Genomic DNA, 18571 nt, shown 5'->3' on the forward strand with positions numbered 1-18571 from the left:
GTCGGGGCTAGACCCCGGCCTTGCGGGCAATGCCCCATTCGTTCCAGCCCGCCACGCGCGGGGCCTTGGGCAAATATCCCTGCCCCAGCGGTTCGACTTCGAAGCCCGCGCCACGCAGTGCCGCCCCGATCGGCCGAGTCAGGTGGCAATTGCCCGCTATCCGCTTCCACACCGGCTCGATCCGGTCCTGCCAGCGCGCAACATCGGGATCGGGCGCGCGGCCGTGTTCGAGGAACAGCAACCTGCCACCGGGCCGCAAGATGCGCCGCATCTCGGACATCACCTGCGCCGGGCTATCGACCGAGCACAGGGTGAAAGTGCATACTACCGTATCGAAGCTGCGTTCGGGGAACGGAATGTGTTCGCCCACGCCTTCGCGGATGTCATTTTGCCATCCCCGCGCCCTCGCCCGTTCGCGCGCCGCCTCCAGCAAGCCGCCATGCGGATCGATCCCCGAAAAGCTGGAGACCAGGCTGCTCTGGTAGAATTCCTGGTTGAGGCCGCCGCCGCAGCCCAGTTCGAACACGTCGCCGCTCGCCAGCGGCACAAGTTGCGAACGCCGCTTCATCACCTGCCCCTGCCCGCAGGCAAAGGTTACCAGGCGCGGCATTACATGTGCATCATACCAACTCTGCAATCCCATCGGCGCCTCTCCACCACCCGATATGCATCAGGCTATGTCGAGCGCGGACTGCTTGCAAGCGGTCTCTAACGTGCCTTGGCGAGAGCGTCCGCGATGCTGCGCATGTCCGCATGCAGGCTGGAAGCGGCTGCTTCGGACGACTGGCCGCACAGCCGCACCACTTGGGGCATCGACATGCCAATCCGCAAGGTGCCACCCCACCCGCCATCGCGGCGCACACACTTGACCGGTTGGCCAAGCCGCAGGCCCGATAGCGCCAGTTCGCGGTGGAGCCTTTGCGCATCGTCGAAGCCGGGCGTGGCATCGAGCGTACTGACATCAAGCGTCGCTAGCGTGCGCATCTCGATCGGGTGCTCGCGCGGCTCCTCTTCCGCGCCAAAGGCATAGGGGCGCACCAAACGCAACCCGAGCCGCGCGACAACTTCATCGACCAGCGCCGCCTCGAAGCGGTCGAGCAATGCCGCCACCGAAGCAATCGGCAGCCGCTGGAAACGCTCAAGCTCGAACACGCTGGCTTCATAGCGCAGCGCCAAGCCCGGATTCTCGCCTTCGGGCAGCTGCTCGCGTCCCGCCCAGCCTTCGGGGAACTCGGCCCGCCGGAAGACACTCGCAAGGCCCGCCGGAAGCGGCGCGGCACCCTCCATCATGGCGCGCGGAACCAGCGCGAAGCCGTTGAACGGCGGCCCGCCCATGAATTTCGATCCGGTCAGGAACACCATGGCTCCGCGTGCGAGATATTCGTGCAGGGCCGGAATGGTGATGCGCGCTTGGCAGGCATCGACAACGAAATCGACCTTATCGCCAAACCGCTCGGCCAGCATGGCCAGTTCGGCAGGCTCTGGCAGGATCAGGCCTGTCTTGGAGCCATGCACGACATGGACCAGCGGGTGTCGTCCGGCTGAATGCGCCTGTTCGATCTGCAGTGCGATATCATCGGCGATCTGGCGGCTCGAATGTGCTCTGCCCTCGCTGTCGCGTACCGGCACGTCGGCCAGCTCGACAATTCCGAAATCTTCGACCGGGGTGCCCATCTCGGTCGGCACGCCAAGCGGCGTTTCGCCGGCGAAATAGCGGCCATGGGCAGAATGGATGCAGCCGCTGCCCACTTCGTCCGCGCCCAGCAGTATGTTGTGGATGCCGCCCGGCGCCTTGCCCAGAACTGCGGCGAGCGCGACATATTCGAGGTCCGTCCCCGATGCCGCGAACACGACCTCGACATCGTCCGAAAGATCGTAGGCCGCACGGATTCGCGCGCGCAGCGATTCGAGCTGCGCTTCGTAGCTTGCGAGCCCTCCGGCCAGCACTCCACGCAAATGCGTAAAGGCTTCGGGCGAAACGTCGTTCGCAGTCGAAGAGGCATAGGCCAGCGTCCGGCGTGGATAGGGCGCGGAGAAATATTTGTTCAGCCCGCTCACGTGATCGAGCGAAATGCGCGCGTCCCCGCCAGAGGAAAGCAGCGCGATCAGTTCGTTGGTACAGTCATCCTGCTCGATCGAAGGCAGGATATCAGGCGTGTTTGCGAAAATGCGGCCCATTGTGTCCCGATTCAGCTTGGCGGCGAAGCGAGACCGCCTTATGGGCCGCGGCGCAGAAAAGAAAGGTTTAGTCGCGTGTCCTTCCCCATTGCGCCGCTTACCATTGACGAAAAGACCAAGCGCGATACGCGCATCCTGTTCATCGCGAAAAACGCGTTGTGGGATGGCACGGGCAGCGCCGAAGACGGCAACCATGCCACCTATCACGTGGAGATGCGCGAGGTCCTGAAGGGACTGGGCCTGAATCTGCGCGTCGAAGACAAGTTCGAAGTGCTGTTCGACAAGCCGGATGTCGATTTCGTCTTTCCGCTGCTCAACCGCGCCGGCTTCTTCAATTCGGAAATGCTGTGCCCGCTGCTGTGCGAACGCGCCGGCATTCCCTATCTCGGGGCCAGCCCGATCCTGCGCGGCCTGTCGGATGACAAGCACCTCGCCAAGCGCGCCGTGCGCGACGCTGGCGTGCCAACCGCGCTCTGGGCAATCTATCGCCGCGGTGCGCCGATCGACCCTGCGAAATGCCCCGAAGGCACCCGCTTCGTGGTCAAGCCGAACAATTCTTCCGCCAGCTGGGGCGTGATGGACGCGACCGACTGGCCCACCGTCGAAAAGGCGATCCACGGCGTGCACGAGCTTGGCCATGACGCACTGGTCGAGCCCTTTATCGACGGCAGCGACGTCGAAGTGCCGGTGGTCACGGTCAATGGCGAACCGGTGATCCTGCCGATGATGATCTTCCGCCAGGCCGATCCCTCGCACCTGCGCACCTATCAGGAAAAGCGCGACCTGGTCGATCGCAGCCAGAAATACTCGCTCGATCCCTTCGAGAACCCGGATATGATCGCGAAGATCACCGAGTACACGCAAAAGGCGATGCAGGAATACCGGCCGTTCGATTACGGCCGGTGGGAATTCCGCGTGAACGAGGAAACCGGCGACATCACTTTCCTTGAGCTCAACCTCAACTGCAACCTATGGTCGCAGAAGGTGTTCGGGCGCGCGGCCAACCTCGCAGGATGGACGCAGAAACAGCTGATCGAGACGATCCTTGCGGAAAGCCTGCGCCGCCACGGGCTGATGGCCTGACAGGCGCTGGTGCGGCGGGTTGCCCTCTGGGCCGAAGCCGCTAGATAGGTGGCAAAGCGAAACAGGATACGGGATTCAATGGCGACCTTTACCCTTCCCAAGAACTCGAAGATCACCGGCAAGGGCAAGGCCCACAAGGCCGATGGCGGCAAGCGGGTGAAGTCATTCAAAATCTATCGCTACGATCCCGACAGCGGTGAAAACCCGCGCTACGACAAGTTCGAGATCGATCTCGACGAATGCGGCCCGATGGTTCTCGACGCGCTGCTGAAGATCAAGAACGAGATCGACCCGACGCTGACCTTCCGCCGATCGTGCCGCGAGGGGATTTGCGGTTCCTGCTCGATGAACCTCAACGGCAGGAACGGGCTCGCTTGTACCACCGCGATCGAAGACCTTTCGGGCGAAATCCGCATCACTCCGCTGCCGCATATGGAAGTGATCAAGGACCTCGTTCCCGATTTCACGCATTTCTATGCGCAATACGCCTCGATCCGTCCCTGGCTGCAAACCGTTAGCCCGACACCGAGCGGCAAGGAACGGCTGCAATCGCCCGAACAGCGCGAAAAGCTCGACGGGCTTTACGAGTGCATACTCTGCGCCTGCTGCTCGACTTCGTGCCCCAGCTATTGGTGGAATTCGGACAAGTTCCTTGGCCCGGCGATCCTGCTCCAGGCCTATCGCTGGCTGGCCGACAGCCGCGACGAAATGACCGGCGAACGGCTCGACCAGCTCGAGGATCCGTTCCGGCTCTATCGCTGCCACACCATCATGAATTGCGCGAATGTATGCCCCAAGGGCCTCAGCCCGGCCAAGGCGATCGCGGAAACCAAGAAGATGATGGCCGAACGCCAGATCTGATCCCGTGGCACTGAAAGACGACGTTTTCGAGCACGGGCCCGATCCCGAGAATCCGGGCTGGAATCACTGGAACCTGAAGGATCCGACGCTGTTCAACGGCGCGGTGATGGGCAAGCTCATCACCAGGGCCGAAGGCGGCAAGTGCCGCCTGCGCATGTTCCCGGAGCGCAAGCATGAGAATCTGCAGGGCATCATCCATGGCGCTATCACGCTGTCACTGATCGATATCTCGCTCTTCACGACCATGCATGTGATCGGCACCGGAAATGCCGGCCCTTCGGTTACGCTTGAACTCTCGACTCAGTTCATCGGTGGCGGCGATCCCAAAAGGCCGCTCGATGCCGTGACCGAGATCATGCGCGAAACCGGCAATCTCGTTTTCGTTCGCGGTGAAGTGGTGCAGGACGAAGACCGTGTCGCCGCATTCAGCGGTATCATCCGCAAGTTCCCGCCCCGGGCGCTCTGACCGTGAGCGGATTGCTCGCGCGCTATGACGAGCTGATTGCCGCAGGCGAGTTGCACCCCGATCCGGACCAGCGCGCCGCAGCAGAGCGCCTTACCCGATTGCAGTCGGACCTTGAAGCCGTGCCCAAACGCGGTTCGGTGTTGTGGCGCGCACTCAATCGCAAGCCCGAAGCCACCAAGGGCATCTACATGTGGGGCGGCGTCGGGCGCGGCAAGTCGATGCTGATGGACCTGTTCGTGGAAACGCTTGCCATCAGCCGCAAGCGGCGGGTGCATTTCCACGCCTTCATGCAGGAGGTCCACGCGCTGCTGCGCGAAGCGCGCAAGGGCAAGACCGGCGACCCCATCCCGCCGGTGGCGAAAGCCCTGGCGCAGGATGTGCGCTGCCTCGCCTTCGACGAGATGGTGGTGAACAATTCGGCCGACGCGATGATCATGAGCCGCCTGTTCCGCGCCATGATCCTCGATGAAGGCGTGACGATAGTCACCACCAGCAACCGCGCCCCAAGCGATCTCTACAAGGACGGGCTCAACCGCGAGCACTTCCTGCCCTTTATCGACCTGATCCATGATCGGCTCGACGTACTGCCGCTAAACGGCCCGACCGATTACCGGCTCGACCGGCTTGCCGGGATCGCCAGCTGGCACGCGCCATTGGGCTCGGCCGCCACCGAGCAGGTGCGCGAAGTGTTCTTCCGCCTCACCGATTACAAGCCTGAGGATGCCGCGCATGTCCCCTCTGGCGAGCTCGAAATTGGCGGAGGGCGCACGCTGCACGTACCCAAGAGCCTGAAGGGCGTCGGCGTATTCAGCTTCAAGCGGCTTTGCGGCGAACCCCGCGGTGTGCCGGACTACCTTGCAATCGCGCGCGCCTATCACACGGTAATCGTCGTCGGCATTCCGCAAATGGGGCCCGACATGCACAATGAAGCAGCGCGCTTCGTGACGCTGATCGATGCGCTTTACGAGAACCGGGTGAAGCTGTTTGCAACCGCTGCTGCAGCGCCGGAAGATCTCTACGTCGCCGGGGACGGCTCATTCGAGTTCGAACGCACGGTCAGCCGGCTCATGGAGATGCAGAGCGCCGATTATATGGCGCTGGGGCATGGCGAAGAATAGCAGGCTGCGCCGCTCAGGCGGCCGCAATTCGCTCCGCCAACCGGGCCTGTGCCGCAACGAGCCGGTTCATGACCTTGAGATCCTGTTCGCGCAGTTCGAGTGCGGTGTCGGCCCACATTTCGGTAATGCGATTGAGCTCGGCCAGTTCGAGGTTCCATGCCCGCTTCATGGCGCGGCGTGAGCCGACCAGGCCCGCATGGCGCCGCTCGCTCTTCTTGATGAACTGGCGGCAGGCATTGAGGCCGTCGCCCGGTTCCGCAAGCTCATGCACGATGCCGAGTTCGTACATCTGCTCGGCAGTATAGGTTTCGTTAGAAAGGATCAGTCGCTCAGCCGCTGCACTGCCGATCTTGCGCGACAGCAGCGCATGCGCGCCCATGCCGGGGAACAGGCCGAACATGATCTCGGGCAAGCCGAAGGTCGCGGTCCGTTCTGCCACGATGAAATCGAAGGAGAGCAGCGCCTCGAACCCGCCGCCCAGCGCGGCGCCCTGCACCAGCCCGATGGTCAGCATCGGAAGGCCAAGGCTGCGAATGTTGCGATCTAGGATGGCGCAACAGCGGTGCCCGTAATGGACCAGGGCCTCGCGGTCGCGATTGCGGATCAGCTGTTCGAACAGGGCAAGGTCGCCGCCGAAGCAGAACACATCGGGAGCGCGACTGCCAAGGACGAGGTAGCGCAGCGGCACCGCGCCATCACCGAAACCTACCGGGATGAGCTCCTGCCAGCGCTCGAAATCATGCAGCATCGGTGGAGTAAAACTGGGTCGCCCATCGGGATTCATGAAGGTCCAGAGGGTCGCACTGCTGTCATCATAGAGCACATCCAGCTCGCCGAGCTGGAAGAGCTCTTGCGGCAGGGCCGCATGTCTTGCGCTTTCCGCAAACAGCTCCTCGTCATTGGACAAGGGAATAGCTTGCGTAATACCACCGTCCATAAATGCGCGCCCTTTTTGACCCCCGTGTGACGACAATACTGAGCAACAATTTAAATGTGCCCAGTAAAGCCCTCGGCCAGTTGGGAATCTATGCTAGGGGGGAGTCCCTTGGCAAACGCAAAATTTACCATGTGTGACGAGCGGAGTCCTCGGCGGGACTCCTGAGCCCAGTGGCGGCTTTGCCGGGCTGGTATCTACAGAATAAAAATCGGCAGTTTTCTGCGGCTTACAGGAAAGACTGCGGCCAATAAGCCACAGACGTCAGTAATTTTCAGAAAGAGTCCCCGCAGGACTCCCGATCGAATTTGTCAGGCCGCTTCGCGCTGTTTGTCGTCACCCTTGCCTGGCTCGTCCTCAAGCCATTCGATCAACATGTCGAGCACGCGCCGCACCGAATATTCCTGATCCTCGAGGCGTTGTTCGAGATCGGCAATTTTCTCGTCTCGCTCAGCCAGTTGTCGCTCGATTGCCGCCAGCGCGCCGTTGATCTTGGCCGCTTTGCCGGCAAGGGTAGGTTTGTCGTGAATTTCGTCGCTCATGCCTGGGTGCTCCGTCATGAAGCAAGGCTAGGCCGCTTAGGTGAAGAATCGGTTAGGCGCAGGCGCGGAAATGAGCGAAAAATCAGATCAACAGTTCGACCGCCGGACCATGGCCGAGGAACTGCGCAGGCGATGCGCTTGCGCCATAGGCGCCGGCGCAGAATACCGCGACCAGATCCCCCGCTTCGGCGCGCGGCAGATGCGCCTGGTCTGCAAGACGGTCGAGCGGAGTGCACAGGCATCCGACCACATTGGCCTCTTCCTCGGGTTCCGCGCCGTAACGGGTCGCGATCGCCAGCGGATAATTGCGCCGCACCACCGTGCCGAAATTGCCGGAGGCCGCGAGCTGGTGATGCAGTCCGCCGTCAGTGATCAGATAGGTGACACCATGGCTTTCCTTGCGGTCGATAATCTCGGCCAAGTAGACGCCCGCTTCACCCACGAGATATCGCCCCAATTCAATGCAAAGCTCGGTCGCGGCGAGCGTTTCGGGCAAGTCCTCAAACCGTTCCCCGAGCGCGGCACCAATGGCATGGATATCGAGCGGTAGGTCACCATGGAAATAGGGGATGCCGAAACCGCCGCCCATGTTGAGCTTGGGTAAAGACACGCCAATTTCGCGCGCCAAGCGATCGGCGCAGTCGAGCACATTGACCTGCGCTTCTATGATGGCTTCGGCGCTGAGCGCCTGGCTGCCGGTGAAGATGTGGAGGCCGCGCCATTCGGCTCCCGCCGTAATGATCTCGCGCGCCAAGGCAGGCACGCGCTCGGCATCGAGGCCGAATGGCTTTGCCCCGCCGCCCATCTTCATGCCTGAGCCCTTGAGCTCGAAATCGGGATTGACCCTGATCGCGATGCGCGGCGCAATTCCAAGCCGCTCGCCGATTGCCAGCGTGCGCCGCGCTTCGCCTTCGCTTTCGCAATTGAGCGTAACCCCGGCATGGATCGCAGCCTCAAGCTCCTTGTCGCGCTTGCCCGGCCCGGCGAAGCTCACCCGAAACGGATCGACCCCTGCCGCCATAACCGTCGCCAGCTCGCCTGCAGATGCGATGTCGAAGCCATCGACCAGCCTCGCCATGTGCGTCACCACCGGCAGGAAGGGATTGGCCTTCACCGCATAATTGATGCCAAGCCGGGCCGGCATTGCAGCGCGCAATTCCGCGACCCTGCGATCGAGATGCGCCCTGGAATAGATGAAGCAGGGTGTGCCACCCGCCAATTCCACCAGTTCGCGCGCGGTCTTGCCGCCGATCTCGAGCTGCCCGTCTCGGGCGGCATAGCCGGAGGGAATCGGGCCCAGCGGTTTCACGCCTGCAACTCCCGCATGAGCGCAGCGCGGTCGATCTTGCCGTTCGGGTTGAGCGGCATGGCGTCGCGCCAGTGGATCACCTGCGGTTGCATGAAGTTGGGCAGCTCCTTCGCCAGCACCTTGGGTAATGCGCCTTGCGGATCTTCCGCACACGGCTCAGCACGAACCACAAGGTGCACCGCCTGCCCTAACCGCTCATCGGCAATTCCCAAAGCCACCGCTTCGGCGACAAGGCCCGTCGCCAGCGCTACCTCTTCGATTTCCTGCGGGCTGATGCGGTTGCCCAGGCTCTTGATCATCGCGTCGCGCCGGCCGACGAAATAGAGCAAGCCGTCCTCGGCGCGCTTTACCCTGTCGCCCGACCATACCGCCATTCCGCCATAGCGAGACATCGCCGGTGCCGGCTTGAACCGCTCGGCGGTGCGCACGGGGTCCTGCCAGTACCCTTGCGCCACCAGCGGCCCGCAATGTACCAGCTCGCCTTCCTCGCCCGGCGTCGCCAGATCGCCCGCATCGTTGATAACGAGAATCTCTGCGAAAGGGATCGCCCGCCCCATCGAAGTCGGATGGCTGTCGACCAGCGCAGGGTCGAGATAGGTCGAGCGGAAGGCTTCGGTCAGGCCGTACATCGGGAAGAGCCGTGCCTGCGGGAAAATCCGGCGCAAGCTGCGCACGAGATCGACCGTCAGCGCACCGCCGCTGTTCGTCATCCGCCGCATGCTTGCGACCGCTTCGGCGCTCCATTCGAGCTCGGTCAGCTGGACCCACAGCGGGGGCACAGCGGCCAGCGTGGTGACACCATGCGCGGCGCAGGCCTTCACCACGTCGCGCGCGAAGAGATAGTCGAAAGGAACGACCGATCCGCCCGCATACCAGGTGCAGAACAGCTGATTCTGCCCATAGTCGAACGACAGCGGCAAGACCGAGAGCGTCACATCGTCCGAAGCCATTCCGAGGTAGGCCGCCACACTTACCGCGCCGAGCCACATGTTGGCATGGCTGAGCATCACGCCCTTGGGCTTGCCGGTCGAACCGCTGGTGTAGAGTATCGCCGCCAGCGTATCGGGATCGGCGTCCGAGGGCGGCAGATATCCACCCAAGGCTTCGGCCGCATCGAGTGCATCCTGCTCGGCGACCAAGCTGCAGCCTTGCGGTACGTCGCCTTCACCAAGCCCTTTGATCCGCGCCGGAGTGCCGATCAGCAGGCGAGCGCCGCTGTCGGCCAGTATATGCGCAACCTGCGCGTGCTTGAGCAGCGGGTTGACCGGAACGTGCACCAATCCGGCCCGCGCCGCAGCGAGCGGCATCAGGCAAGTGAGTTCACCCTTCGCAGCCCAGCTGGCTACCCTCGCCCCCGGCTCAGGCACTTCATTCGCCAGCCATGCAGCAAGTCGCCCTACCCGCTCGCGCAACTCGGCATGGCTGAGGGTGCGGTCGCGCAACACCAGCGCGGGATCGCCATCGGCTCCGCGTTCTGCGATGTGGTCGATCGGATAGGCCGTAGGGTCGGGCTCTGGCAACATCGCGGGCACCAAACCCAAGCAGCGTGGCCGGGTCAATCGCTTATTCGTGCGCGACTTCGATAACTTGCACCCTGCGCTAGGCGTCGCTAAGGCGAGCGGCCTTTTCGCTATGGGGATTGCCGCGGATGAGTGGGCATAACGCGCCTGACGAATGCAACCGGGATACCGGCCTTGCGGATATCGACCGCAGGCTGCGGGAAATCCTGATCGACGTGCTCGGCCTCGATGCAGGGGATGTGGCGGGTTTCGACGGAGACACCGGCCTGTTCGGCCATTTGCCCGAGCTCGATTCGATGGCTGTCGCCGGGCTTTTCACCGAGATCGAGGACCGCTTCGACATTCTGATCGAGGATGACGATGTAGACGCGGAAATGCTCGAAACCTACGGTGCGTTGCTCGCCTTTGCCGAAACGAAAGTGATCGAAGGCTAACGGCTGAAATAGCTCGCCAGTTCGACATGCGTCGACCAGCGAAACTGCCCGACCGGACGCAATTTCTCCAGCTTGAACCCCGCTTCGACAAGCCGCGCTACGTCACGCGCCCAGCTCACCGGGTTGCAGCTGACATAGACCACGCGGTTGACTCTGCTCTCCGCGATCCGCCCGACCTGCTCCCTGGCCCCGGCACGGGGGGGATCGAGCAGCACCGCTTCAAAGCGTCCTAATTCATCAGGCTGCAGCGGATTGCGGAACAGGTCGCGGTGCATGGCGCCCACCGGCAGTCCGGCCCGGCCCGCCGCCGCCTTGCAGGCGAGATGCGCGTCGCGCGCAGCTTCCGCCGCCAGCACCTTTGCCGGACCTGTCAAGGCAAAGGCAAAAGTGCCAAGCCCCGCAAAAAGGTCGGCCACGCTCGCAGCATCGCCGATCCACTCGCGCGCATCCGCAACGAGGCGGTCCTCACCATCCTGCGTTGCCTGCAGGAAGCTGCCCGGCGGAAGGCCGACAGGCTTCCCCGATAGCGTGATGGTGACCGGTTCGGGCTCCCACATCGCTTCCGGGCCATAGCCCTGGTCGAGCGTGAGCCGGGCAAACCCGTTCGCCTGCGCCAGTTCGAGTGCCGCCTCGGTTGCGGCAAGCCCCTCGAGCGCGAAATTGCGGAGGCTGCAATCGATCCCCTGGTCTGCCAGTGTAAGCTCGACATCAACCGCGCCCTTGCCGCCATGCCGCGCCACGAACCCACGCAGCGCAGGGATCGCAGCCGCCAGCTCAGGCGCAAGGATATGGCATTCGGCCAAGTCGACGATCTTATGCGAACCTCCCTCGCGGAAACCCAGCACCGCGCCCTTCGCGGTTCGCAGCGCATGCAAGGTTGCACGACGACGGCTTTTCGGCGGCGAAAGATGCGTGGGCAGTAATTCGCCCACTTCGATGCCTTGAGAGGAAGCGGCGAAGGCCACACGATCGGTCACGAAGCGCCGCAGCGCTTCTTCATCGGCATGCTGCAACTCGCACCCGCCGCAACTGCCGAAATGGCGGCACGGCGGTGTGGTGTGGTGCGGGCCATGTTCGAGCGTGCCATCCTCGTGCAGCAGGTCACCCGGCGCGGCAAAGGGCACATGGCGCCCGTCTGCGGTGACGCCGTCGCCTCGCGCGGCGATTCGAATGATTTCTGCTGCTTCGCTCACAATACTGCGGCGATAGCGCCAGATACTGCCCGTGCAAGTTCCTCTGCGGTAAAGGCTGCCCCACATTGCCGTGCAGCCTCTCCGTGGAGCCACACCGCTTCGCAAGCCGCCTCGAACGGCGCAATGCCCGTCGCCATCCGGCTTGCCGCGATTCCCGCCAGCACATCGCCAGTTCCCGCGATCGATAGCCAGCTCGGCGCAGGCGGTGCGATTGCGAGCCGCCCGTCGGGCGCGGCAACCAGCGTATCCGGCCCCTTGGCCAGCACAACCATGCCGCTGGCCTTGGCCAATGCCTGCGCACGTGCCTGCCTGCCTGAAGCGACCACCGCGAAACTGCGGCATAGCGCTTCGAGCTCGCCATCATGCGGAGTCGCAAGTAATGGCACGCCTTCGCGCAGCATGTCCGGCCTGAGCAGGACCAGCGCGTCGGCATCGATCACCGCAGGCTTGCCTGCGGCAATTGCGGTTTGCAGGAGGTCGCTTGCCTCACGATCGCGCCCCAGCCCGGGGCCAACAAGGATAGCGGAAATGCGCTTGTCATCCAGCGCCTCGCCGAGCGGGTGGGTCTCGACCACCAGCCCCGCCGGAGCCGAGCCGGGCGCGTGATGGGCCAACAGTTTCACATAGCCTGCCCCGCCCCGCATCGCCGCTTCGCTGGCTAGCAAGCTGGCCCCCGGCATTGCGTCGCCCACCACCGCACAAAGGCCGCGCGTGTATTTGTGCGCGTCTGCCGCCGGGGCATTGAGATTGGGCCGCCCGATTAGTTGCGCAGCGCCTTCAACCTCTCCCACACCGATCGGCACCAGTTTGAGATTGCCCATCAACCCGCGGGCGGGCAGTCGGAAATGCGCGAGCTTCCAAGCGCCGAGCGCGATAGTCAGGCGGTAGCTTGGCAGGCGCTCGTTGAGCAAGGCGCCGCTATCGCTTTCGACCCCGGAAGGCAGGTCGACGGCGATCCGCAAGGAATGCCGCGCAGCAAGATCGCGTAGCAGCAGCGAGTGTTCTGCGCTGAGTGGCCGAGCGAGGCCCGATCCGAACAGGCAATCGACCAGCACCTGGCCGCGCGCATCCTTGCCCGATCCCAGCAAATCGCCCTTGTAGGCGCGGCGCGCATTCTGCGCGGCATCGGTCTTGGGCGGGACTGGCGCGACCACCTTCACCTGCAAGCCGCGCGCGCGCAGCCCCTCGGCGATGACATAGCCGTCCCCGCCATTGTTTCCCGGTCCACACAGGACGGTCACCGCACGCCCGGCAGCAACACGCCAAACCCAATCGGCCGCACCGCGACCCGCAATCTGCATCAGCGCGTCGACACTGGTCCCGCCATCGATGAGCGCCTGTTCGGCGGCCTGCATCTGGGCGACGGTGAGGACCTGGCGCGCTGTATCCACTAACTTCGTCCGAGTTGGGAAATGTCGCGGATCGCGCCGCGCGCGGCGCTGGTCGTCATCGCGGCATAGGCCTTGAGCGCGGTTGAAACCTGGCGCGGGCGGCCGCTTGCCGGATGCCACCCCTTGGCATCCTGCGCGGCCCGGCGGCGTTCGAGTTCCGCATCCTCGACCTGCAGAGAAATCGTGCGACCCGGAATATCGATCGCGATGATATCGCCATCCTCGACCAGCCCGATTTCGCCACCGTCGGCGGCTTCCGGGCTAGCGTGCCCGATCGAAAGACCCGAAGTGCCGCCAGAGAAGCGCCCGTCGGTCAGCAGCGCGCAGGCCGCCCCCAACCCCTTCGATTTGAGGTAGCTGGTCGGATAGAGCATTTCCTGCATGCCCGGCCCGCCCTTGGGCCCTTCATAGCGGATCACGACCACGTCGCCAGCCTGCACCTTGTCGCCAAGGATCCCTTCGACTGCCGCATCCTGGCTTTCATAGACCTTTGCCGGACCCGAGAAGGTCAGGATGCTCTCATCCACCCCTGCGGTCTTCACAATGCAGCCGTCGCGCGCAATATTGCCGTAGAGCACGGCCAGCCCGCCATCCTTGCTAAATGCGTGCTCGGCGCTGCGGATCACGCCCTTCTCGCGGTCGAGGTCGAGCGATTCCCAGCGGCGCGACTGGCTGAAGGCGGTCTGCGTGGGCACGCCGCCCGGCGCTGCCGAATAGAACTCGTGCACCTTGTTGTTCTTGGTACGGCCGATGTCCCAATCGTCCAGTGCGTCACCCATGGTCGGGCTGTGCACGGTGGGTAGCGCAGTGTGGAGCAGGCCAGCCTTCTCCAGCTCTCCAAGGATCGACATGATCCCGCCGGCGCGGTGAACGTCTTCCATGTGCACGTCGCTCTTCGCCGGGGCGACCTTGCTGAGGCAAGGGACGCGCCGGCTCAGCCGGTCGATATCCTCCATGGTGAAGTCGACGCCCGCCTCATGCGCAGCTGCCAGCAGGTGCAGCACGGTGTTGGTCGAACCGCCCATCGCGATGTCGAGGCTCATCGCATTTTCGAAAGCTTCGAAACTGGCGATGGAACGCGGCAGTACGCTGGCATCGCCTTCCTCGTAATACCTGCGGGCAAGCGTCACGACGAGGCGCCCGGCGCGGCGGAACAGCCCCTCGCGGTCAGCATGGGTGGCGAGGACCGAGCCATTGCCCGGCAGCGACAAGCCCAGCGCTTCGGTGAGGCAGTTCATCGAATTGGCGGTGAACATCCCGCTGCACGAACCGCATGTCGGGCAGGCGCTGCGTTCGATCGCGGTCACTTCCTCGTCAGTGTAGCTCTCGTCGGCGGCAGCCACCATAGCATCGACCAGGTCGAGCGCATGCTCCTTGCCCTTCAGCACGACCTTGCCCGCTTCCATCGGCCCGCCGCTGACGAACACCACCGGGATGTTGATCCGCAGCGCCGCCATCAGCATGCCCGGAGTGATCTTGTCGCAATTGGAGATGCACACCATCGCATCGGCGCAATGGGCATTGACCATGTATTCGACGCTGTCGGCGATCAGGTCGCGGCTCGGCAGCGAATAGAGCATGCCGTCATGGCCCATGGCGATCCCATCATCCACCGCGATAGTGTTGAACTCCTTGGCGACGCCACCGGCGGCTTCGATCTCGCCCGCGACGAGCTGGCCCAGATCCTTCAAATGTACGTGGCCGGGCACGAACTGAGTGAAGCTGTTCACCACCGCGATGATCGGCTTGCCGAAATCCTCGTCCTTCATGCCCGTCGCGCGCCATAGTCCTCGTGCGCCGGCCATGTTGCGGCCATGGGTAGTCGTGCGGGAACGATAGGCAGGCATGTTTCACTCCGTCTGGTGCCAAGGGGCTCGGCAGCGCCTTGGCATCAAGAGTATCGCAGCGAAAGGCCGCTGCGAAACAGAATTTCTTGAAAAGGCACCAAATGCGCTTCGATCTGTCGCGCTGGCCTCAGCCCCTGCCCCTAGTCGAGCGCCAGCGCAACCCGCTTTGCCACATCGGCGAGGATGGTTGCCCAGCGCGCCTGCCCCTGTGTATCGGCAATCATATCCTGTCGAACTTCGATCCCGAAATATGGCCTGCGATGCGCCTCGGCATGGCGGTTCATGGTCGCGTTGAGCAGTTTGCCCGAATAGGGTTGCTGGTCCCCCACGACCAGCCCGGTGGCTTCGAGCAAGGGGATCGCCAGCCGCGCTCCGCGATCGTCAGCATTGTAGAGCACGCCGCATTCCCATGGGCGTTTCTCTTCGGGATGGCTCGCCAGCACGGGAGTGAAACTGTGCAGCGACAGGATCAGCGCGGGCGGGCTCGCATCAAGCAGCTCAGCCAAAGCGTCGTGATAGGGGCGAAAGAAGCGAGCCAGCCTCGCCTCGTGCGCGGCGTGGTCGATGGCATTGCCGTGAATCGCGTGTCCGTCGCTCGCGATCGGGATGGTCGCTGGCTGGTGCTCCTCGCGATTGAAATCGCACACAAGGCGGCTGACATTGCCAAGAAAGGCAGAGAACCCCGCGTCGCGCACCATGATCTCGGCGACCTGCGCCACTCCGATGTCGACCGCGATATGCTCGCGCAGCAAGGCGGGATCGATGCCAAGGTCGATATCCGAAGGCACGCGATTGCTGGCATGGTCGGAAACGATCAGGATACCCCCCGCGCGGGGCGTGCCAAGCAGTCGCCAGGCTTCGTGCTCTCTCACCGCAATTTGCCTGACATCTGCCACCATTCAGGGTGTTCGTCCGCGATCCGCACAGCGGCGGCATCGCGCGCTTCGATGCTGTCATAGAGCGCAAAGCAGGTCGCACCCGATCCTGACATGCGCGCAAGCCAGGGTTGTGTTGCATGCAAAGCGCCGAGCACATCGGCGATGACCGGACAAAGTGAGATTGCGGGCGCTTCGAGATCGTTTCGGCCCCCGCGCGCAACCGTGCTGGCGGAACCTTGCGGGAGAGGCCCGCGATCCTGCCCGTCCCACGCCCTGAACACGGGTCCAGTTGCGAGCGGCACGCGCGGATTGACCAGCAGTACGGGCGCTCCAGTGAGGTCACTCTCGATAGGTTCGAGTTCGGTGCCAGTGCCGCGTCCGATGCATGTCTGGCTGAGGACGCAGGCTGGCACGTCAGCGCCGAGCTTCGCTGCGCGATCCCGCCAGTCCTCGGGCCAGCCATGGCTACGCTCGACCATGCGGAACACCGCCCCCGCATCGGCCGAACCGCCCCCCAGCCCCGCCGCGACGGGGAGGCGCTTCTCGAGCTCGATCGCAAGCCCTTCGGCGCGCGGCAGCGCCGTCAGTGCCTTGGCCACGATATTGCCGAATGGATGGTCAAGAGCGGGCGCAAACTCGCCGCTTACCGAAAGCCGGTCTTCGGCCGATGGCCGCGCAACCAGCCGGTCGCCATCGTCCACGAAGGCAAACAGCGTTTCGAGCTCGTGATAACCATCCTCGCGCCGCCGCCGGACATGCAGCGCAAGGTTGATCTTTGCGTATGCGGTTTCGGTAAGGGTCACAGGTAAGCCATGGGATCAGGGCACCTCAATGTTCTGCTCCGTTCCCGGCGGCAGTTCCTTCAGTTCTACCTCCCACCGCTCCTCAACCTTCTGGAGTTGGATGTGAAACGTAGGCCCTTCGCCGCCACTATTCATATACCACAGGTCAATAATGTCGCCCTCGACAGCGACAAACTGCATAAAGTCCGTATCGACGTAGGAGCCGATATGTTCGGAAATCAGTCCCGCAATATCCAGCGCGCCAACGCGTGAAGGGCACCTCACGTGTTGATCACATATTCGGATAGTTCGGGCCGCCGCCGCCTTCCGGCGTGGTCCAGTTGATATTCTGGTTCGGGTCCTTGATGTCGCAGGTCTTGCAGTGGACGCAGTTCTGCGAGTTGATCACGAAGCGCGGCTCCTTCCCTTCCTCGGTCACCCATTCATAGACCCCGGCGGGGCAATAGCGGGTCGAGGGCCCGGCGAAGATCTCATATTCGCTGCGCTCCTGCAGCTCGGGATCCTTGAGCTGCAAGTGGCACGGCTGGTCTTCGGCGTGGTTGGTGTAGCTGTAGGCCACATTGGTCAGCCGGTCGAAGCTGATCACGCCATCGGGCTTGGGATAGTCGATCGGCTGGTAGAGATCGGCGCGGCCGGTATGCGTGTAATCCGGCGTGTGCTTCATCGCGATCGGCAGGCCGATCTTGAGCGTGCGCATCCACATGTCCGCGCCCGCTATCACCGTTCCGATATCGCCGCCGAACTTGGCGACAGCCGGCTGGGCGTTCTGCACCAGCTTGAGCTCGTCCGCGATCCAGCTTGAACGCACCGCCGCGTCGTAATCGGCCAGCTCGGTATGCTCCTTGCCGCCGGCGATCGCCGCAGCGATGCTTTCGGCGGCGAGCATGCCGCTCTTCATCGCAGTGTGGCTGCCCTTGATCCGGGGCACGTTGACGAAGCCTGCCGCGCAGCCGACCAGCGCGCCGCCGGGGAACGCCAGCTTGGGCACGCTCTGCCAGCCGCCTTCGTTGATCGCGCGCGCGCCATAGGCCACGCGCTTGCCGCCTTCGAGATATTCGCGGATCGCCGGATGCTGCTTCCAGCGCTGGAATTCCTGATAGGGCGAGACATAGGGGTTGGCGTAATCGAGCGCGGTCACGAAGCCGAGCGCGACCTGTCCATTGGCCTGGTGGTAAAGGAAACCACCGCCCCAACTGCCGCTCTCTGTCAGCGGCCAGCCCTGCGTGTGGATCACACGGCCCGGCACGTGCTTGTCCGGATCGATGTCCCACAGCTCCTTGATGCCAAGGCCATAGACCTGCGGCTGGCAATCCTTCTCAAGATCGAACTTCGCCTTGAGCTGCTTGGTGAGGTTGCCACGCGCACCCTCGGCGAAGAGCGTGTACTTGGCGTGGATTTCCATGCCCGGCTGGTAATCGGGCTTGTGGCTGCCATCTGCGGCGACGCCCATGTCCTGCGTAATCACGCCGGTCACTGCGCCAGCATCGTCGAACATCACTTCGGCGGCGGGGAAGCCCGGGAACACCATCACGCCCAGCGCCTCGGCCTGTTCGGCCAGCCAGCGGCAAAGATTGCCGAGCGAGCCGGTATAGCAGCCGTGGTTGCTCATCAGCGGCGGCATGAAGATGTGCGGGAGCGAAGTCTTGCCCTTCTTCGAGAGCACCCAGTGCCAATTGTCGGTAACCGGCGTTTCCGCAATCGGGCAGCCCATCTCGCGCCACTCGGGGAACAGCTCCCCAAGCGCCTTGGGATCGACCACTGCACCCGAGAGGATATGAGCCCCAATCTCGGAGCCTTTCTCCAGCACGACCACTTCGAGCGCATCGTTGATCTGTTTGAGCCGGATGGCCGCCGCAAGGCCGGCCGGGCCACCCCCCACAATCACCACGTCGCAGGGCATCGATTCGCGTTCAACAGCTTCGGCGCTCATGAAGTCCTTGTCCTTCGAAAATTCCGTGACCAAACTCAGTCAAAGCCTTGATTGCTGCGGTTTGCAAGGTCAAGACCTGCATTG

The 18571-nt window shown here is 63.5% G+C and carries 18 protein-coding genes; 6 read left to right on the top strand and 12 right to left on the bottom strand.

Features of this window, described 5'->3' with window-relative positions:
* Nucleotides 1-7: 7 nt before the first annotated feature.
* Together ACUJ47_RS03970 and ACUJ47_RS03975 are read right to left on the bottom strand one after the other, a co-directional pair.
* Nucleotides 8-610 (bottom strand): class I SAM-dependent methyltransferase, encoded by a 603-nt coding sequence (locus tag ACUJ47_RS03970; protein WP_445537148.1) that lies wholly within the window; start codon nucleotides 608-610, stop codon nucleotides 8-10.
* A gap of 98 nt (nucleotides 611-708) precedes the next feature.
* Entirely contained in the window at nucleotides 709-2178 is a 1470-nt protein-coding gene (locus tag ACUJ47_RS03975; RefSeq protein WP_445537149.1) for a hypothetical protein, read from the bottom strand.
* A 75-nt stretch (nucleotides 2179-2253) separates the two neighbouring features.
* On the opposite strand from ACUJ47_RS03975, the gene ACUJ47_RS03980 reads away from it, so the two are divergent.
* The 4 genes from ACUJ47_RS03980 to zapE all read left to right on the top strand — a co-directional run bounded on the left by ACUJ47_RS03980 (nucleotide 2254) and on the right by zapE (nucleotide 5706).
* Complete coding sequence (locus ACUJ47_RS03980) at nucleotides 2254-3261, top strand: D-alanine--D-alanine ligase family protein (protein ID WP_445537150.1); 1008 nt, start codon at nucleotides 2254-2256, stop codon at nucleotides 3259-3261.
* Nucleotides 3262-3339: 78 nt separating this feature from the next.
* On the top strand, nucleotides 3340-4122 hold the full coding sequence (locus ACUJ47_RS03985) for a succinate dehydrogenase iron-sulfur subunit (RefSeq protein ID WP_445537151.1): 783 nt from the start codon (nucleotides 3340-3342) through the stop codon (nucleotides 4120-4122).
* Nucleotides 4123-4126: 4 nt separating this feature from the next.
* A complete protein-coding gene (locus tag ACUJ47_RS03990) occupies nucleotides 4127-4588 on the top strand; it encodes a PaaI family thioesterase (RefSeq protein WP_445537152.1) in 462 nt (153 codons plus the stop codon).
* Between the two features lie 2 nt (nucleotides 4589-4590).
* The gene (zapE, locus tag ACUJ47_RS03995; protein ID WP_445537153.1) at nucleotides 4591-5706 is read left to right on the top strand and encodes a cell division protein ZapE; all 1116 of its coding nucleotides are present in this window, start codon (nucleotides 4591-4593) and stop codon (nucleotides 5704-5706) included.
* A 13-nt stretch (nucleotides 5707-5719) separates the two neighbouring features.
* Here zapE and ACUJ47_RS04000 read toward each other — a convergent pair whose 3' ends face one another.
* From ACUJ47_RS04000 to ACUJ47_RS04015, 4 genes are all read right to left on the bottom strand, one after another.
* Nucleotides 5720-6643, bottom strand: coding sequence for a crotonase/enoyl-CoA hydratase family protein (locus ACUJ47_RS04000; RefSeq protein ID WP_445537154.1), 924 nt, complete (start codon nucleotides 6641-6643; stop codon nucleotides 5720-5722).
* A gap of 308 nt (nucleotides 6644-6951) precedes the next feature.
* Nucleotides 6952-7182: a hypothetical protein gene (locus ACUJ47_RS04005; protein WP_445537155.1), complete on the bottom strand. Its 231-nt coding sequence runs from the start codon at nucleotides 7180-7182 to the stop codon at nucleotides 6952-6954.
* Between the two features lie 82 nt (nucleotides 7183-7264).
* Nucleotides 7265-8491, bottom strand: coding sequence for a pyridoxal-dependent decarboxylase, exosortase A system-associated (locus ACUJ47_RS04010; RefSeq protein ID WP_445537156.1), 1227 nt, complete (start codon nucleotides 8489-8491; stop codon nucleotides 7265-7267).
* Nucleotides 8488-10014, bottom strand: a complete 1527-nt coding sequence (locus ACUJ47_RS04015) for an acyl-CoA ligase (AMP-forming), exosortase A system-associated (protein ID WP_445537157.1) — start codon at nucleotides 10012-10014, stop codon at nucleotides 8488-8490. The genes ACUJ47_RS04010 and ACUJ47_RS04015 overlap by 4 nt, the downstream gene beginning before the upstream one ends.
* 125 nt (nucleotides 10015-10139) lie before the next feature.
* On the opposite strand from ACUJ47_RS04015, the gene ACUJ47_RS04020 reads away from it, so the two are divergent.
* Nucleotides 10140-10445, top strand: coding sequence for an acyl carrier protein (locus ACUJ47_RS04020; RefSeq protein ID WP_445537158.1), 306 nt, complete (start codon nucleotides 10140-10142; stop codon nucleotides 10443-10445).
* On the opposite strand, the gene ACUJ47_RS04025 is transcribed toward ACUJ47_RS04020, so the two are convergent.
* The 5 genes from ACUJ47_RS04025 to ACUJ47_RS04045 all read right to left on the bottom strand — a co-directional run bounded on the left by ACUJ47_RS04025 (nucleotide 10442) and on the right by ACUJ47_RS04045 (nucleotide 16557).
* Nucleotides 10442-11638 (bottom strand): class I SAM-dependent RNA methyltransferase, encoded by a 1197-nt coding sequence (locus tag ACUJ47_RS04025; RefSeq protein WP_445537159.1) that lies wholly within the window; start codon nucleotides 11636-11638, stop codon nucleotides 10442-10444. The two genes, ACUJ47_RS04020 and ACUJ47_RS04025, sit on opposite strands and share 4 nt — an antisense overlap.
* Nucleotides 11635-13029, bottom strand: coding sequence for an NAD(P)H-hydrate dehydratase (locus ACUJ47_RS04030; RefSeq protein WP_445537160.1), 1395 nt, complete (start codon nucleotides 13027-13029; stop codon nucleotides 11635-11637). The genes ACUJ47_RS04025 and ACUJ47_RS04030 overlap by 4 nt, the downstream gene beginning before the upstream one ends.
* Complete coding sequence (gene ilvD, locus ACUJ47_RS04035) at nucleotides 13029-14876, bottom strand: dihydroxy-acid dehydratase (protein ID WP_445537161.1); 1848 nt, start codon at nucleotides 14874-14876, stop codon at nucleotides 13029-13031. The genes ACUJ47_RS04030 and ilvD overlap by 1 nt, the downstream gene beginning before the upstream one ends.
* A 140-nt stretch (nucleotides 14877-15016) precedes the next feature.
* Complete coding sequence (locus ACUJ47_RS04040; protein ID WP_445537162.1) at nucleotides 15017-15775, bottom strand: N-formylglutamate amidohydrolase; 759 nt, start codon at nucleotides 15773-15775, stop codon at nucleotides 15017-15019.
* Nucleotides 15745-16557 (bottom strand): 4-(cytidine 5'-diphospho)-2-C-methyl-D-erythritol kinase, encoded by an 813-nt coding sequence (locus ACUJ47_RS04045; RefSeq protein WP_445537163.1) that lies wholly within the window; start codon nucleotides 16555-16557, stop codon nucleotides 15745-15747. The genes ACUJ47_RS04040 and ACUJ47_RS04045 overlap by 31 nt, the downstream gene beginning before the upstream one ends.
* A 9-nt stretch (nucleotides 16558-16566) precedes the next feature.
* Between ACUJ47_RS04045 and ACUJ47_RS04050 the strand changes: the two genes are divergently transcribed.
* A complete protein-coding gene (locus ACUJ47_RS04050; RefSeq protein WP_445537164.1) occupies nucleotides 16567-16809 on the top strand; it encodes a hypothetical protein in 243 nt (80 codons plus the stop codon).
* A gap of 19 nt (nucleotides 16810-16828) precedes the next feature.
* On the opposite strand, the gene ACUJ47_RS04055 is transcribed toward ACUJ47_RS04050, so the two are convergent.
* Nucleotides 16829-18487: an electron transfer flavoprotein-ubiquinone oxidoreductase gene (locus tag ACUJ47_RS04055; RefSeq protein ID WP_445537165.1), complete on the bottom strand. Its 1659-nt coding sequence runs from the start codon at nucleotides 18485-18487 to the stop codon at nucleotides 16829-16831.
* Between the last annotated feature and the right edge of the window lie 84 nt (nucleotides 18488-18571).

This window comes from Altererythrobacter sp. Z27 (genome assembly GCF_052683155.1).

What these genes read in the sequence shown, in the direction of transcription:
- ACUJ47_RS03970 (WP_445537148.1), bottom strand. Translation starts at nt 610, where the DNA reads ATGCCGCGCCTGGTAACCTTTGCCTGCGGGCAGGGGCAGGTGATGAAG.
- ACUJ47_RS04005 (WP_445537155.1), bottom strand. Translation starts at nt 7,182, where the DNA reads ATGAGCGACGAAATTCACGACAAACCTACCCTTGCCGGCAAAGCGGCC.
- ACUJ47_RS03975 (WP_445537149.1), bottom strand. Translation starts at nt 2,178, where the DNA reads ATGGGCCGCATTTTCGCAAACACGCCTGATATCCTGCCTTCGATCGAG.
- ACUJ47_RS04040 (WP_445537162.1), bottom strand. Translation starts at nt 15,775, where the DNA reads ATGGTGGCAGATGTCAGGCAAATTGCGGTGAGAGAGCACGAAGCCTGG.
- ACUJ47_RS04000 (WP_445537154.1), bottom strand. Translation starts at nt 6,643, where the DNA reads ATGGACGGTGGTATTACGCAAGCTATTCCCTTGTCCAATGACGAGGAG.
- ilvD (WP_445537161.1), bottom strand. Translation starts at nt 14,876, where the DNA reads ATGCCTGCCTATCGTTCCCGCACGACTACCCATGGCCGCAACATGGCC.
- ACUJ47_RS04055 (WP_445537165.1), bottom strand. Translation starts at nt 18,487, where the DNA reads ATGAGCGCCGAAGCTGTTGAACGCGAATCGATGCCCTGCGACGTGGTG.
- ACUJ47_RS04050 (WP_445537164.1), top strand. Translation starts at nt 16,567, where the DNA reads ATGGGATCAGGGCACCTCAATGTTCTGCTCCGTTCCCGGCGGCAGTTC.
- ACUJ47_RS03985 (WP_445537151.1), top strand. Translation starts at nt 3,340, where the DNA reads ATGGCGACCTTTACCCTTCCCAAGAACTCGAAGATCACCGGCAAGGGC.
- ACUJ47_RS04020 (WP_445537158.1), top strand. Translation starts at nt 10,140, where the DNA reads ATGAGTGGGCATAACGCGCCTGACGAATGCAACCGGGATACCGGCCTT.
- ACUJ47_RS04015 (WP_445537157.1), bottom strand. Translation starts at nt 10,014, where the DNA reads ATGTTGCCAGAGCCCGACCCTACGGCCTATCCGATCGACCACATCGCA.